Annotated in this window: 10 protein-coding genes; 6 read left to right on the forward strand and 4 right to left on the reverse strand. The window is 61.1% G+C overall.

Annotated elements, in window-relative coordinates:
- Positions 1–1030 precede the first annotated feature (1030 nt).
- Both AB7F41_RS04585 and AB7F41_RS04590 read right to left on the reverse strand, forming a co-directional pair.
- Positions 1031–2068, reverse strand: coding sequence for an AI-2E family transporter (locus tag AB7F41_RS04585; RefSeq protein ID WP_428383545.1), 1038 nt, complete (start codon positions 2066–2068; stop codon positions 1031–1033).
- Positions 2069–2165: 97 nt separating this feature from the next.
- Positions 2166–2342, reverse strand: a complete 177-nt coding sequence (locus AB7F41_RS04590) for a hypothetical protein (RefSeq protein WP_428383544.1) — start codon at positions 2340–2342, stop codon at positions 2166–2168.
- A gap of 1102 nt (positions 2343–3444) precedes the next feature.
- On the opposite strand from AB7F41_RS04590, the gene AB7F41_RS04595 reads away from it, so the two are divergent.
- The 6 genes from AB7F41_RS04595 (at position 3445) to AB7F41_RS04620 (ending at position 7058) form a co-directional block, all read left to right on the forward strand.
- The gene (locus AB7F41_RS04595; protein WP_428383542.1) at positions 3445–3930 is read left to right on the forward strand and encodes a DUF4261 domain-containing protein; all 486 of its coding nucleotides are present in this window, start codon (positions 3445–3447) and stop codon (positions 3928–3930) included.
- The gene (locus AB7F41_RS04600; RefSeq protein ID WP_428383541.1) at positions 3927–4310 is read left to right on the forward strand and encodes an imm11 family protein; all 384 of its coding nucleotides are present in this window, start codon (positions 3927–3929) and stop codon (positions 4308–4310) included. Before AB7F41_RS04595 ends, AB7F41_RS04600 begins: the two co-directional genes overlap by 4 nt.
- Positions 4295–5074, forward strand: coding sequence for a hypothetical protein (locus AB7F41_RS04605; protein ID WP_428383539.1), 780 nt, complete (start codon positions 4295–4297; stop codon positions 5072–5074). Before AB7F41_RS04600 ends, AB7F41_RS04605 begins: the two co-directional genes overlap by 16 nt.
- Before the next feature lie 134 nt (positions 5075–5208).
- Positions 5209–5505 (forward strand): DUF4261 domain-containing protein, encoded by a 297-nt coding sequence (locus AB7F41_RS04610; protein WP_428383538.1) that lies wholly within the window; start codon positions 5209–5211, stop codon positions 5503–5505.
- Positions 5506–5540: 35 nt separating this feature from the next.
- A complete protein-coding gene (locus AB7F41_RS04615) occupies positions 5541–6188 on the forward strand; it encodes an imm11 family protein (RefSeq protein WP_428383536.1) in 648 nt (215 codons plus the stop codon).
- Between the two features lie 114 nt (positions 6189–6302).
- Entirely contained in the window at positions 6303–7058 is a 756-nt protein-coding gene (locus AB7F41_RS04620; protein WP_428383534.1) for a hypothetical protein, read from the forward strand.
- Positions 7059–7721: 663 nt separating this feature from the next.
- Here the strand turns inward: AB7F41_RS04620 and AB7F41_RS04625 are convergent.
- Positions 7722–9956, reverse strand: a complete 2235-nt coding sequence (locus tag AB7F41_RS04625; protein WP_428383532.1) for a transglycosylase domain-containing protein — start codon at positions 9954–9956, stop codon at positions 7722–7724.
- Between the two features lie 4 nt (positions 9957–9960).
- Positions 9961–15783, reverse strand: a complete 5823-nt coding sequence (locus AB7F41_RS04630; protein ID WP_428383530.1) for an MG2 domain-containing protein — start codon at positions 15781–15783, stop codon at positions 9961–9963.
- Positions 15784–15795: the final 12 nt, after the last annotated feature.

A 15795-nucleotide genomic window follows, 5' to 3' on the forward strand; every position in this document is an offset into this window, starting at 1 on the left:
CCCCCGACAACTGAATCGACGCTGGCGATCGCCATGACGGGCCGGCGAGGAGTTTCCGGGGGATGCCGCCTTGGCGTCGGGAGATCGAATTAATCTCTGGGTCTACCGGATGACGCGCAGTCCCGTCATTTGGTCTGGCCTGGCCTTACTGCTGCAAGGCTCGCCCAGTTACGCTCAGGCGGAGGATTTTTATTCGATCTGTAAATCTTACCGCGCTAACCAAGACTCCATTCTTCATGAATGTTTTGATCGCGCGAAGCCATGGTCGTACCGTTGGAATGGCAATAAAGTTGAACTCTTCTCATATGTAAGAAAGTCGTCGTCACGGAGTCATTTCTCCGTGGGATGTGTTTTTCAGAAATCGTCAAAGAACCGAAATATAATAAGTTATTTTGGCGTCTATTACGCTCCTGACGACACAACGTTTCTGAATCTCGACGGCTCCACTGTTGAGTCTGTCGGTCATGGGGGTGACATTCACGTTGTTCGGAATGGCAATTCTGAAAGTCTCGCGCCGATTAATGGCTTTGCGGTCCAAGAGGGGCCGATGCAGGATCAATACAATGGGCCGGTATGGTCGAATTGCGAGGAAGGAAAATATCTGAAAGACGCGAGCGAGACGGTTAGACCATATAATATAAATCATTATGTAACACGCTATAGGGCCGAGATAAATGGGGATAGATTTTCGATCGCGGAGTGCGGACGGCGTTACGACAAGAACACCAATGAGCCAATTACACTTACGTTCTGCAAGCCGCTGAAATATGTGCGTTCCTTACGTGATCCGCTCACCTATGAGATCATATATTCTGACGACTCTTTGTTCATAACAAGAGACGGCAATGCTTTTTTCGACCAGCGAGAAATTGAAAAAGCCTGCGACTCGTCAGGGAGAAACCCGCTGTTCCGGGGAATAAGCGCCGAGCTCTGTAGGGCCGGAAAGAAACAACCCTAAGGCGAAATCTCGTTTAAGGGGATCAAGTTTTTTGAGTGCAAAAAATCGAGCCCTCCTGACAGTTCGTTTCAGTCAGTCCGGCAACGACCGTGTTCGCGATGTTCCAGAGAACATCGTGGCGATCCACTGAGTTGACGGAAACTGCGCGCAGAGCGTGAGAAAAGCGATCGCCAGCGGGACGCCAATGAAAGCTCCCGGGAGGCCCCACAAGAAGGTCCAGAGAACGACGGCAAATGTCACGACGGATGGTGAAATCGCCAACGCCGAACCCGAAATCAGCGGCTCAAGATAGCTGCCGATGACAAATTGAAGTGCAGCGAGGGTAACGAGCACGAGCATCGCGGTTTGCCAGGATTCGAATTGAACAAGAGCAAACAACGCCGGTAAAACAGTAACGATCAACGCGCCGATATATGGTAGATAGTTAAGCGCGAAGGCTAGGCTTCCCCAAGCTGCCGCAAGCTCGAGTCCCATCAGCAGAGCAAAACCGGCGACTGCGACGCCCGTAACGATGCTCGCAATTGTGCGCACAATCATATATTTGCGGAATTTCCGCGCAATCGACTGGCTGGCCATCAACAGACGACGACTGGTTTCCTGGTCTTTCAACGTCGCGATATGATTTTGAAAATCTTCTGTTTCGACGAGGCCCATGACCAAGAAGATGAAGACCAGAAGCGAGAAGCCAACAAGAACGTTGATCCTTGTCGCGACGGCTCTCAGAAAGCCGATCAACCAAGCGGCATCGAAATTTTCCGTCACATGCGACATCACGAATATGTCGTGATCCTCCAGCCACTTCGTGGAGTTGCGGAATGTCGCTCCAATCTTCACGAGGTTGTGACGAATCCAGTCCGCGATTTCGCCGGCGCCCCAGACGATCATCGACGTCAGCGCGACAACGACGCCAAGCGTCACGACAATGGTAATCAGGAGCGCCAAGGCTTTTGGCATTCTGGACGCGAGCGCTTTCTGCAGCGGCCAGATCAGCGCGATGATGAATATCGCAAAGATCACCGGCTCGAACACAACCTGAGCCATGGAAGACGCCGCAAGCACAACGAACGCTATAACGAGCCCGGCCATAATGCTCACGACTTTGTTGTCCATGGCGCACCGGTCAATGTTCAATCGCTAATTCGCCATCAAACTAGCGCTGCAACTGAGAACCATCTACTTCGATTCCCGCATTTGGCGATTTGTCCGTTCACTCGATCACGATCCTCACCGCACGCGACGCGACCGGCGCGAGCGCCAGCCGCGCCTGATTGCGATGCGCGCCCGGCGTCATCGGCCAGAACACAGTCTCGTTCGCCTGCGCCGTCGTGAAGGGTTCGCCGTCGTTTGTCGACGATGGTTCATGGGATCGCGTGCGGCGTTCCACAATCGTAAAAATGTTGTGCGCGAATGGCTCGCTCGCGAGGCGCGCTCCTTGCGGGGCGAATTCACGCGCCGGTCGCTGCTGAGTGATTAAGAGGCTCGAGGGCGTGTGACAATGAAGTTTGCATTTGGCAATTCGCTTGGAGCAACGACGTGGCTCTCTCCTTTAGACGGTGGCTGTCCTCCATCTTCTCAGATCCAAGAGAGAATAGCGAACTCTTAAAGGAAATAAGAATCCATAGTAAAGGTGAGTTTTCAATGAACGGAGAGTGGCACCTAACTATCGAATGTCGTAAAAATAAAAACGGCTATTTTGGTATCATGACTATTAGTGAAAGCGATGTAGTGTGCAGGCACTATTTAAATAAAGATGAATTTGAGTTATTGGCTGCGTCCCTGTCGAAATTTTCCGCCTAACGCTGTAGGACCTCCGATCTGCTCATACAGGGCGGCCGCCTTTCATCAAGATTGCGAGCGAGGGACGCCAGGAAGGGCATGCTCGATTCTCCTCGCTGGCCGAATTCAAAACTGGAGGACGATGAGTGGGCGTCTATACCTCACATACGAAATCGGTTCAGTTATGCATCTTTGGTTCTGTGGCTGTTTTCGTGATGTTGCTTTATATATTCAATGTTATATATGGCGGGACAGGAGTTAATTTTGATTTTTTTTATCATGCAGTTGTCTTGTACTTTATTGCTGCTTTCATTTTGTCGCTCTGCGTAATATTTTCCCGGGTGGACGCTCTGTATTTGTCGTTCTTAAGGGGCGGTAGGAGGCTTTCTCGGGCTCAGCTTGCGCTCGTGCTGGCGTCAGTATACCTAGGCTCGCTGCTGCTGTTTGGGATCGTTTTTTACTTTATGGCTCTTGATTTTCAGCAACATATTCGCCTATTTCTGGATAGCGGGTCGATTAGAACGCTGGTAGGAGAATTTTGTATGATTCCTCTTTTATTATCGATCTTGGCCGTGCTTGTGTCGAATATTATAGCGATCTATCGAGGGGTACGAATATGCAAGAAAGACGATAGTTCTAGCGTAACCTGATAACAATGCTGTTCTGCTAAGCGAATTACTGGAGAGCGTCATATATCAGAGTCTCCGCTATTGAAACTCTCGCTTGTATCGCAAGATTTTGGCCGCGCGGCGTTGCTCGGGCAACTGGTCGCCGCGGTCATTGACGCGACGAAAGACGCTCTGGCCGTGCATTGGGCGCGTTCCGACTCGCTTTGGCCGGCGGCGCTCGTCGCCCAAACCATCGCGCCCGGCGACGAGAAGCCGCCTGTTTTGTTTTGCGTGGCGATCAAGCTCAGTCGCGACGCCGATGGCGGCGTGTCGGGCGCGACGCGCGGACTCGCTGCCTTTGGCCTCATGGAAATCGAAGCCGCAGGGTTCGCAGGCGACCCCCGCCAACTCAACGGCTTGATGCTCGATCTCGCCGGCTATCTGATCGAGGCGGGGCCTGTCATCAAGGACGGCGACACGATCGGGCCGGACGCGGCGACAAAGATCGTCGTGCGCCATGAAACGTCTGGCTTCATCCCCGGGCAATCGGTCTATCGCCTTCATTTTCAGGGGAAGGGCGGCGCATGACGCAGTCAGCGGCTGAAGTTCCGGCGGAGACTCGGCGCCTGCGCGGACAAAAACCCAAAGCGCCTCAATATTACAGGTTCCGCGCGGCGCTCAATGTGCGGCCGCCTTTCTTCGAGTTGGCGAATAGGGAGCGCTTGCAGGCCTGCGGTTCGATCCTCGCCCACCCGGCCTGGCCGGATGGCTATGCGCAGTTGCCGCGCCATCCCTGGCGGCTTCCGGACTATCGCGAGCCGCCGCTGCTTATGTTCGACAAAAAAATCGGCCGCCCGGCGCGGGACGTCGAGGCGCAGGACGGTCTCTGGTTTGTCACATCCGCGATGAAAGCCTTTTTGGAGCGGGTCGATCCGGTCGCCGAGAAGCCGCCATGCTCCTGCCGTTGATGTGGTTGCGGAAGAAAAAACTCGAGGGCCTCCTCGATGCCTATCCGCTTTACGATCCGCCGCACAAGGTTGAAGAGCGCGTGCTGCCGAAAGAGAAGGCGCAGGAGAATTTCGAGTATTTCATGCGCGTTCGCAAAGAACGGGTCGCGTTTTTCTCGATCTGGCTTGAAGAGAATTTCGACGTGAAATTCACGTCCGATCGGAAGGGCGCCATGGCGCTCGGTGGATGGCTAATACGCTACGGCGGACTATTATTTCCCACTGAGACAGTATATCGCAGCTATTTCAGGTATGATCCGCCGTGGACCAGCGATGGGACGGGCTGCAATGTGGTGTTCGACGCTGGCGTTATGTTCGGAGAATCCATTATTGCGAATTGCGCAAGACTCAGATGGGAAATGGGGCCGGCTTCGCCAGCGTTCACTGAGAAGGACATCAAAGAATTGAAGAACGATTTCGGCTCAGGATTGCAACGTCCAGAAATCACGGGATTTGTAGATCCATTAATTGCCGTAGATCCACTGTCCGACATTAAATACTGCGCGGCTCAAATGCGCAAAGGGATTACTTACGAAGGACGGAAGAGGTATTTCGGGGAGTTGGGGTTGAGTATTCAGAACATAGAACGCTATCCGGCGTTGAGATTCGACGTCGTGTTAGACGTCTATAATAACGGCAGTCTAAGAATGCGCTATCTCCGCGATCACGGCATCGATATAGCGGCTCTGCCAGACGAGCACGGCGCGGAGGATGACGATGATTGACATATCCAAGTGAGAAAGTCCTGCCTTGAGACGCTCTTGCCATTCATTGGGCGCGTTCCGACTCGCTTTGGCCGGCGGCGCTTGTCGCAGAAAACATCGCGCCGGGCGACCGGAAGCCGCCCGTTCCGTTTTGCGTGGCGATCAAGCTCAGCCGCGACGCCGACGGCGGCGTGTCGGGCGTGACGCGCGGACTCGCCGCCTTCGGCCTCATGGAAATCGAAGCCGGAGGTTTTAAGGGCGACCCGCGCCAGCTCAACGGCTTGATGCTCGATCTCGCCGGTTACCTGATCGAAGCGGGGCCTGTCATCAAGGACGGCGATACGATCGGGCCGGACGCGGCGACAAAGATCGTCGTGCGGCATGAAACGTCTGGCTTCATCCCCGGGCAATCGGTCTATCGCCTTCATTTTCAGGGGAAGGGCGGCGCGTGATGCAGGCGGCTGAAATTGCAGCGGAGACTCGGCGCATGCGCGGACGAAAACCGAAGGCGCCGCAATATTACAGGTTCAGCGCGGCGCTCACTGTGCGGCCGCCATTCTTCGAGCTGGTGAACGAGGAGCGTCTGCAGGCATGCGGTTCGCTGCTTGCCGAGCCTGGCTGGCCGGATGGCTATGCGCAGCTGACGCGTCACCCCTGGCGACTTCCGGACTATCGGGAGCCGCCGCGGCTCCTGTTCGACAAGAAGTTCGGCCGCCCGGCGCGGGACGTCGAGGCTCAGGATGGCCTCTGGTTCGTCACATCCGCGATGAAGGCCTTTCTGGAACGGGTCGATCCGGGGGCCTGCGAGTATCGCAAATGCGACACCGAATGGTCGTCGGGCGAAGCGGGGCCGGAATATTGGCTCTGTTCGGTCACCCGGGTGCTTTTCGGACGGGACGTAATCGACGTCGACAAATCGACGAACGTCAAGGTTCGGATCGAGCCGGACGGCTTTCCAACGTATCAGACGATTTCAGACCGTTATGTGCACCTCAAGCCTGAAGCGGTTGGCGCCGCGCATCTATTCCGAATTGTCGAGATGGATGGGCGCGTCTACTGCGACCAGTTCGTGAAAGATTCCTACAAAGCGGCCGGCCTGAAAGGCGCGGACATCTACAAGATTGGCGTCGAGTGAAGTTGGCGAAAATTGGCGTATTGATCTGACCGATTCAAAACGATGCTTCCCCAGGGCGACGCCCGTCCCTTCCTTTCGCGGCGTGCGCAGCGCTGCTAATCGCGAGAAGCCGCCATGCTCCTGCCGCTGATGTGGTTGCGAAAGAAAAAGCTGGATCGCCTGCTCAAGGACTATCCGCTTTACGATCCGCCGCACAAGGTTGAAGAACGCTTGCTGCCGAAAGCGAAGGCGCAGGAGAATTTCGAGTATTTCATGCGCGTTCGCAAAGAACGGGTCGCGTTTTTCTCGAGGTGGCTCAAAGACGAATTTGGCGTGGCGATAGGGCCAACGCAACGAGGCGTGGAAGCGCTGAACCGGTGGATGTTTCAATATGTAGGGCTGCTGCTTCCGAACCGCACGGTTGAATACAGCTACTTCAGTTATGATCCGCCTTGGCGCGGGGACGGCGCCGGCTGCAACGTCCTGTTTGATGTCGGCATTGCGTTTGGCGAATTCCTCATCGCCAATTGCCCGAATCTGAGATGGGACATGGATCCGATATCAGCGCTGCGCCCCAACGAAGCCCGCATCCGCAAGCGCGAATTTGGGTTGAGCTTTTGGCGCCCCATGTTGACCGGATTCGAAAATCCCCATTGGGGCGTAAATCCGCTGCACATGATGTGGACGCAAGCGCATCTGTTAGGCGAAATCACGACGTGTTCGGGACGCTGGAATTTTCGCAACGTCGTTGGCGGGCGAGACACGCGCGATCTGCGCAATAGTTTGGCAGAGTTTTTCGAAACGAAAATTCGAGAATACGAAGCCGGCGATCCGGCCACGCTGTATGGCTCCGCCGGAATTCCTGCTGATTTGGAGGATGACGATGGCTGACATTTCCAAGCTAGGAAGTCCGGCCTTGAGACAGGTGGCCGTTCGTTGCGCGCGTTCCGACTCGCTCTGGCCAGTGACCGCAAAAGCTGCTGCGCGGGCCAGATAAAAAGCGGAATGAGAGAGTATCGAAAATGTCCAATGAGCTGCAACTAGTCGCTTTCCTAATTTTTGCGTCAGTGGGTCTCACATGGTCATTGTACAGAATTGTTACATACTCCTTTCGATTACGCAATTGGAAAAAGTGCGAAGGCGTTGTGCTTAACTGTAAAGGCGAATTGTACAGTGACAATAATTATTTGTATGAGTTGCTGGTACTGTATTCTGATGGATGTGAGCAGTTAACTGTGAAAGTAAATGCGGGGAATCTTCGCCTAAAAGCAGGAGACAAAGTTTTATTTCTATGCGGTAAAAATAATGCGCTATCTTGTCAGCTTGTGGACGCTTATCAGAATCTCTGGACGCCTTTAGCTATTTCGAGCATTATTCTAATACTGATATTTCGGATGCTGATGCTAATGAGCGCCTCACCGTGATGCCTTGTCGATCGACGGAGAGACGACTTCCACGCGCACCAATGGGGACGACGGGAACGGCAGCGACCGTCAGTCTCGTCTACGAGGCTTCCGGCGCCGTGTTGCGCTCTGCAACGACGGCCGCCCAAGCTCACTCGATCACGATCTTCACCGCGCGCGATGCGACCGGCGCGAGCGCCAGCCGCGCCTGAATCCGATGCGCGCCGGGCGTCATCGGCCAGAACACGGTCTCGTCCGCCTGCGCCGTGGCGAAGGGCTCGCCGTCAATCGTCCAGACGATCTGCGCCTCCGCGCCTGATGGCGCGAGTTTCAACGCGAGACGATTCAAGCGCGCCGGCTGCTCTGGGTTTCGCCAGATATGCGTGTTGTGTTCCGGCGTCGCGATCACGAGCGGCGCGGCGCCAGCCGTTTGAGAATGGGGCGCATCATCCATGCGCGGCGGCTGAGCCGGACTGAGCTGCAGGGTCTCCGCTTGCCGCATCTCCGCCGGCTTCACCCATTCGCGCAGCGTCTGCGCGCAATCGCCGGCGCCGCCGGCGCGGCAGAGGTCGATGGCGATGCGATCGGGCGGCGGCGCGAAGGTTTCCGGCGCGATGTCGCCGGGCTTGGCGTCATGCAGCTTCGCGAGCACGGCGTGGGCGAGCCGCGCCGCGGATGAAACGCCCGTCATCGCGCGCATCGGGCCGGCGTCGCCGCGGCCGAGCCATACGCCGACAATGAATTTGTGCGAAAAGGCGATCGTCCAGGCGTCGCGATAGCCTTGCGATGTCCCGGTCTTCACGGCGACGGCGAAGGGATATTCCAGCGGCCCGTAACGCGGAAAGGACGGAAGCCGCGCTTGCGGGTCGGCCAGCATCGAGGCGATCAGCCGCGCGCTGTCGAGCGACAGCACGCGCCGCGCCGGACGTCGCGCTTCGTCGCGCGTGAACGCAAGCTCGCGCATCAGTCCGTCGTCGGCGAGCGCGGCATAGGCGCGCATCACATCTTCGAGCCTGGTCGGCAGCGCGCCGATCGCCATGGAAATCCCGAAACTCTCCGCCGGCGTTTCGAGATCGTGCAGGCCGAGATCGCGCAGGAAATTGAAGCTCGCCTCGAGGCCGACGCGCCGCAGCAGATTCGTCGCCGGCACGTTGCGGGAATTGGCGAGCGCCTGACGCGGCGTCAGCGGCCCGAGAAAGAGTCCGTCGGCGTTGGAGACGCCTGAGGCGCCTTCGGGAATATCGTTGACGAGATCGGTCGTCTTGAGAACGCCGCGCTCGAACGCCAGCGCATAGATGAAGGGCTTTAGCGTTGAACCGGGCGACCGACGGACGCGGGTGAAATCGAATGCGCCCGCTTGTGGATCGCTATAGTCCGACGAGCCGACGTCGGCGATGACCGCGTTGGTTCCGCGCTCCACGACCATGACGGCGACCTGTCGCGCGCCCCGGCGGCGGAAATTCGAAAGATAGCGGCGCGCGAGGCGCAGGACGTCCCGTTCGACGTCCATATCGATCGTCGCTTGGATGCGCCGATCGTCGTCCGCGCGCGGCCGCGCCAGGCCCTCGCGCGCCAGCGCTTCGTAGCGCAGCGCCAGATGCAGCGTCTCGGGACGGCGCTTGGCGTCGAGCGGCCGCATATGATCGAGCTCCACGCGCGCCAGCGCCGCCTGCGCGGCGTCGAGCGCGCCTTCCTCTTCGAGCCGCGCAAGGGCATGCCGCGCCCGCGCCGTCGCCAGTCTGAGGCCGCTCGCGCGCGTGATGTTCATCCGCCCCGGCGATTGCGGGATGGCGGCGAGCAACGCCGCCTGCGCCCAGGAGAGGTCTTCGACCGGCCTGTCGAAATAGAAGCGCGCGGCGTAGCCGACGCCGTGCCCGTTGAGGCCATAGGGCGCGAGCCGCAGATAATGGGCGAGCGTCGCGTCATGGCCGTGACGCGCGACGATCGCGAACGCCGTCGCCGCCTGCATGAGCTTTTCGGCGAGGGTGCGCGGCCGTTCCGTCTGCATCCGCGCGACCTGCATGGCGATCGTCGACGCGCCTTCGCGTCGGCCGCGCGAGGTCAGATTGCGCCATGCGGCGCGCAGCAGCGCCCGCGCGTCGACGCCGGGGTGATCGTAGAAGCGGCGATCTTCCAGAGCGCGCGTCGCGCGCGCCACGCGTTGCGGAATGGCGGCGAGCGGCCAGTAGCCGTAACCGCCATGCGCGGCTTTGGAGGTCTCGCCGATCTGCGTCAGAAAGGCGCCGTTGCGGTCGTAAACGATGGCGCTTGCCCACGGCGCCACGAGTTCAGCGCGCGACAGCGCCTCATGCGAGAGCCAGGCGGCGCCTGCGGCCAGTGCCGCAAGAAGGCCAGCGACGATCCTTCGCGCGAATCGACTCGACATGCGCCTATTTCCCAATCTCCACGCGCGCGCCGGCGCTCGTCGCCCGAAGCCCTTTCTTGTACATCGCGTCGACAACCGCGGGCGGCTGGGTGTAAGCGCCCGCCGTTTGCGCGCGCAGGCGAAACGCGAAGCGGTAGGTTCCCTTCGGCAGCGAATCGTAAGCGTAGAATATGCGGTCGTCGCCGAAGGAGACCCAGCTCGGCTGCAGCGTCGGCGCAAATGAGGGCTGCGCTTCGGCCGGCGCCGTCGCGATGTTGGGGTTGAGCGGCTCATAGCCCGCGGCGAGCGGGATCGAGATCGCGACATGCGTGCGATCCTCGGGGTTGACCACTTCCGCGGTCTCCTCGATGAGGTCGCCCTGCTTCAGCCGCAGCGCGCCGTCGCGATCTTCGATCTTCTCGGGCGCCTTGCCGCTTTCGATGCGCCAGCTCTGCCGCGTGACGGCAAAGCCGTCGCTCGTCGGCTGAGCTTTCGCGCCAGGTTCGACCGGCGTGTAGCGCGTCTCGATCATCGCGACGATCGGCGCATTGGAGCCGTTGGCGATCTTCAGCGGCGCGTCGGTGTTCGACAGATGCCGCGCCACCGGGGTCTTGGCGTCGAGCGTGAGCGCACGATCCGCGCCGTCGTCATTGACGGTCACGGCGATCGGCGTGACCGGCCGCCGCCAACCTTCGGCGAGCGCTTCGACCGCGGCCGCATTGGCGTTGGTCGTGCCCCAGCCGTCGCCTTCGCCCAGCCGCAGCAGCGCGTCGCGCAGCGCATTGGCGCGCGGATCCCCGGAGGCCGTCAGCGCCGCGGCGCGCACCATTTCGGCGAGGCTGCGCGTTTCAGAAGGCAGAATGATCGGCGAAGCGCTTTCCGCCGCCTGTCCGGCATAGACCTGCACGCCATTGCGGCTGGCGAATTTGACGCGGCTCCACATCGTGTCGACGAGCCCGGCGAGCGCGCGCTGATCGACATTAGGGAGAAGCGCGGCGGCGGAGGCCATTTGCGCGACGCTGATATTGGGCAAGAAGTCTGCCCGGCGCGCAAATTCGGCGACATAGGATTCGTCGAGTTTGCCGCCTTCGGCGAGCGCCGCAAGCGCTTCGACGCGTTCGCGCAATTCGTCGCCCGACAGCAGTCGCGGATAATCGGAGCGCAACGACAGTTTCAGGATTTTGGCGAGACGATCCGAAAGGCTCTTGTCGATCGGCTCCCCGGCGCGCTCGGCCCGCGCAAGGAAATCATAGGCCCAGGCGGTGAGCGACACGGTGCCGCGCGCGCGCGGCCAGAAGGCGACGAGCCCGTCGGCGTCGATCGACTGATCGATGATCTGCGCCGTCGATTTCACATTGGCGGAGACCTGGTCCTCGAGCCCTGCGGCGGCAAGAATCGGCGCGAAGCTCTTGAGCGCCAATCCGCCGCGCGCGAGCGACAGGCGTTGCTCGGTGCAGCCATAGGGATATTCGACGAGGGCGTTTAATCCGGCGACGAGCTTCACGAGCGAGGGATCCGCGGCGACGATCGTCTCGCGCGTGAACGTGCCGGGCCGCGCCTGCGCGCCTGTGGGAGAAAGCGTCTTGGTTTCGCCCGGGGCGATCTCGACCAGTTCGAAGCGCCGCGTCGCCTCGCGGTCGTCCTTCACCGGCAAAGCGATTTCGACGGCGTCTTTCGCATGATCGGCGTCGCGCTCGATGCGGAAGCCGAGCGCCGCTTCGCCTGCGAGCTGGGCCGGCGCCTGCGCGCGCAGATCGACGCGCACGGGTTTGTTCTGCGTCCAGTCGATCTTGCGGCTTGCGTCGCCGGAGAGCGTCAGCGTCGGCGCCGAGATCGCCGCCTTGCCCGCGCCGCCGGGCCCTTCGACGATACGGGCGACCAGACCGATATCGAAGGAGTCGCCCGGCCGAATGAAGCGCGGCAGCGCCGGCTGCGCGACCAGCGCCTGGCGGATCAGCATTTCGCCGCCCGCGGCGCCGAAGCGGTCGGGCCCGCTCACGGCCTTGGCGCGCAGCTTGAACACGGTCAGCGTGTCGGGCAGCTGCACCTTGATTTTGGCGACGCCGTCGGGGCCGATCTTCACGCTCGGCAGATAGATCGGCACCGGGGTGAAATTCTTGCGCACGGAAATATTGTTCTCCGCGCCCCATTCCTGCAGTTCGTCGCCGTCGCCGCCGGCGATCTCCTCGAGCGGAATGACGCCGAAGGCCATGTTGCGCGTGTCGCGCGCCGCCATTTTTGTTTCGCGCTCGACGATGAAATCGGGCAGCGGATCGAGCGGCCGTTCCTTCGCAAGCGACAGCACCGCCTGGTCGACCATCCAGAAGGTCGCCTCGCCGGACAGCGGCTTGCCCGCGTCATCCGAAATCCGCAGCGCCACCTCGATGGCCTCGCCCGGGCGCGCCTTGGACGGATGGTCGAGCTTCACATTGACGATGTTCTTGACCGGCGTCACCTCGACCCATTTCGTCGCCGCGATGGTGACGGGCTTGGCCTGATCGAAACTCGCCGTCGGCTGCGGCGGCGCGTCCTTCAGCCGTCCGCGCATGATCAGGAAATGCACGGCGAGCTTCGGCGTCTGCTCTTTCCTGACTGGCAGCGTAAAGCGGCCGAAACCGTTGGCGATGTCGACGAAACTATAGTCGTAGACGCCGCCCGGCTGTTCGACGATGGCCAGCGCGCGCGCATTCTGAAACGGCGACTGGATGATCAGCGTCGCCGTTTCGCCCGGCGCATATTTGTCCTTGTTGGCGGCGATCGTCGCGGATTCCGCCGGCGGCCGCGCGAAGGTGACCGGCGTGTCGCCGCCGACAAAAAAGTCGACGCTCACCTGTTGCCGGCGCTTGAGCCTGTCATAGGCCTCCAACTGCACGACATAGACGCCGGCGTCGCGGGCCTCGAGTTGAACCTTCTGCGCCTCCTTGGCGCTCGTCACCTTGCGTTCGATCAGGACGTCGTCCTGCGCCTGCGTGACATATTTCGCCGCGCCCTGGGCGAAGTCGGAGGCCTGCAGCGTCGAAATCCAGCTGCGCTTAATGAGCCGCAGCGTCATCTCCAGGCCGACGACCGGGTCGCCCTTGCCGTCGATGGCGATGAGCTCCGGCGTCAAGGCGCCGGGACGCTCCACATAGCGCGGCGTCTTGACGCCGAGCACGAAGGGCGGCAGCGCGATCACGTTCTGCACATTGCGCACTTCGACGCCATCGTCGCCCGTCACCGTCGCTTCGATGGAGTAGCGGCGCGGCTGCGCCGTCGGCTCGATCGTCGTGTCGAAGGTCATGCGCGCGGCGCCGCCTGCGTCGGTGCGCTGATCGCGCTCCAGCACCGCGGTCGATTTGAACTTGCCGTCGCCCGAGAAGCGCGCATCGGTCGAGAACAGAAAGCCCTCGCGACCTGGCGGCGTGAAGACATGCGGAAATTGCGCCGCGCGCCATTTGACGGGCCGCTCGGCCGCGAGTCCTCCAGCGAAATAGCGGGCGAGGAGATCGACGTCGAAGGTCCCGTCGAGCGCCACGGTCTGCGGCGCGTTGAGCACGACTTCGAAGGTCGGCAGACGATAGGCTTCTTTCTTGAAGGTGAACTGGCCGCAGGAAACATCCTGCGCGGTCTCGACCGCTTCGCTTTCCCCCTCGGCCGCTTCGTCGGTTTCGCTCTTCTGCCCCTCCGGCTTCTTGGCTTTCTGAGGCGCATCCGGTTCGAACCGCGCCGAATAGTCGCCCGTCGCCGGCGTTTGCGCGTCGAATTTATGATAGAAGCCGCCGGAGGCGTCGAGCTTCACCGGAATCCGCCATTCCTGATTGCCTGGGCCTGTCACGACGAGCGTTCCGCCAGTCTTGGTCAGACTCAGCGCGCCGCCGCGATAGCTGCGCACGAAGCCTTTGATATGCGCGGCTTCCTCAGGGCGATAGATCGGCCGTTCCGAGAAGAGATGGCAGAGCGTTCGCGGTTTTTCGGCGCGCGGCTGGTCCGCCTCGCTTGTCCAGGCGAGCCATTCCGATTCCGGCTTCGACCAGATTTCCCGCGAATATTCAGAAGGCGCGCTGTTCGGATCGACGACGAGCGTGTCCAATCCCTTGTTGACGACGATCCGGCGCGCGGCGCCGCCGCCGCGCTTGTCCGGCGTCCAGGAGTAGAAGCCCGAAGCGTCGGTGGTTCCGCTCGCAAGCGTGACGAATTTCTCGTCCTTGACGCCTTCCACGCGAATTTGCGCGCCGCTGACAGGCTGCGTCGTCGCGAGCGACGTGACCGCGAAACGCACCCGCGTCGGCTCTTCGACTGCCGACAGCGAGAGATCGGTGATCTGCACGCGCAGCCAGCGGCGCGTGTCCTCGTCGACCGCGCGCAGGCCCACGAGATAGGTTCCCGGCTGATCGCGGCCGCTGATCTTGGCGAAATCCTCCTTAAGATCGACGCCGAATTTCGCGTCGGGGCCGTTGCGGCGGATCGGCAGATCGACGAGGCGCGAGACTGCCGGCGATCCCAGCGACTTGATGCGCTCCTTGATCGCGTCGGCTTCGATGTTCGCCGTCTCGCTCCAGGACTTCGGCTCGTTGCCCGGCAGAGGCGGCGCGTCGGAATCGCCTGTCTCGACGCCATGCGCAGGGAAGGGGAAGAAATTTCGCGACAGAGGATCGATGGCGTGGATGCGGATGTCGGTGCGGTCATAGCCGCGGCCGCGCAGCGGCAGAATTTGCGGACCGAGCCGCTCGGCGACGCCATAGCCTGCGTCCCAGCGCAACGCCGGGGCGTCGCGGGTGAAGGCGAAACGCTGCGCGAACGCGCTCGCCAGCGCGCGGCCCTGCGAGTCTTTCAGCGCGCCCTCGGCGATCGACAGCTCATAGACTCGATCCGACAGGAATTTCCCGACGACGCGCAGCCGCTTGCCGTCGGTTTCGACGGCAAGATCGTCGACGGGCGGCGTGATCCGCAGCGCCTCGCGCGCGTGCAGAATATCGAGCGTCTCGGGCGTCGCGTTGAAAGCGAGCGTGAGCTGCCGCTTGCTCGCAGCGGAGTAGGGCGGCGCAGCGCTGTCCTCGTCGCTGCTTTCCGGCGCCACGAGATAGGAAACGCAGCGCAGAATGTTTTCGCCGCGATCGTCGTTCCAGCCGCGGCCGCAGCTCGCCTCCGTCGCCGCAAAGGGCGGCGCCGTGCGCAACCGCAGTTCATAAGTCTGGTCGTCCAGCCCGGCTTCGTCGGAAAGGCGCAGCCGCAGGATCGCCACGCGGCCGTCGGCGATCCTTTCGCGGAAGCGAATGACATAAGTCTGATCCTCGGCGCGCGCGCCGCGCTCGAGCGGCCGGATTTCATAGGCCGAAGCGCTCAGCGTCTGGCCGCCCTGCGGCGATACGCCCGGCGAAGGACGAACTTCGATCGTCAGCAGCCGCGTCAAGGCGTCGACGTCGACCGGTTCGGCGAAGGCGAGGGCGATCTGCGTCAGTTCGAGCTGCGGATCGGCGCTCTCAGTGGGATTGGTCGAACGCGGCGTCGGCAGCAGCGCGACGAGTTGCGTTTCCGCAGCGCCCAGCTTGACGTTCAGGCGCGAGAGCGGCTTCCAGGCGTCGGCGGGGCGAAACTGCAGGGCGCGCGGACCGAGCCAGCGCCATTCGCCGGCGGGCTGCGGCGTCATCGTCACATATTTCTGCGGCGAATCCTCCACGCCGCCGGTCTTCGGTCCCGTGTCTCTCGAGAAGAAGAGCGTCACCGGATCATAGGCGCGCAAAAATCTGTCGGGCGCGACGCGCGCGCCGTCGGCGCGTTGGACGCGGTCGAAGACCGGCGGCGTTTCCGCGCGCAGCGACGTCGCCGCGCCAAGAAACGCGCAAAAAGTCAGGAACAGAATCTTTTTCATCGCCGCGCCTTT

This window comes from Methylocystis sp. (assembly GCF_050251305.1).
Lineage (GTDB): Bacteria > Pseudomonadota > Alphaproteobacteria > Rhizobiales > Beijerinckiaceae > Methylocystis.

What these genes read in the sequence shown, in the direction of transcription:
- AB7F41_RS04585 (WP_428383545.1), bottom strand. Translation starts at nt 2,068, where the DNA reads ATGGACAACAAAGTCGTGAGCATTATGGCCGGGCTCGTTATAGCGTTC.
- AB7F41_RS04600 (WP_428383541.1), top strand. Translation starts at nt 3,927, where the DNA reads ATGACGCAGTCAGCGGCTGAAGTTCCGGCGGAGACTCGGCGCCTGCGC.
- AB7F41_RS04605 (WP_428383539.1), top strand. Translation starts at nt 4,295, where the DNA reads ATGCTCCTGCCGTTGATGTGGTTGCGGAAGAAAAAACTCGAGGGCCTC.
- AB7F41_RS04615 (WP_428383536.1), top strand. Translation starts at nt 5,541, where the DNA reads ATGCGCGGACGAAAACCGAAGGCGCCGCAATATTACAGGTTCAGCGCG.
- AB7F41_RS04620 (WP_428383534.1), top strand. Translation starts at nt 6,303, where the DNA reads ATGCTCCTGCCGCTGATGTGGTTGCGAAAGAAAAAGCTGGATCGCCTG.
- AB7F41_RS04625 (WP_428383532.1), bottom strand. Translation starts at nt 9,956, where the DNA reads ATGTCGAGTCGATTCGCGCGAAGGATCGTCGCTGGCCTTCTTGCGGCA.
- AB7F41_RS04630 (WP_428383530.1), bottom strand. Translation starts at nt 15,783, where the DNA reads ATGAAAAAGATTCTGTTCCTGACTTTTTGCGCGTTTCTTGGCGCGGCG.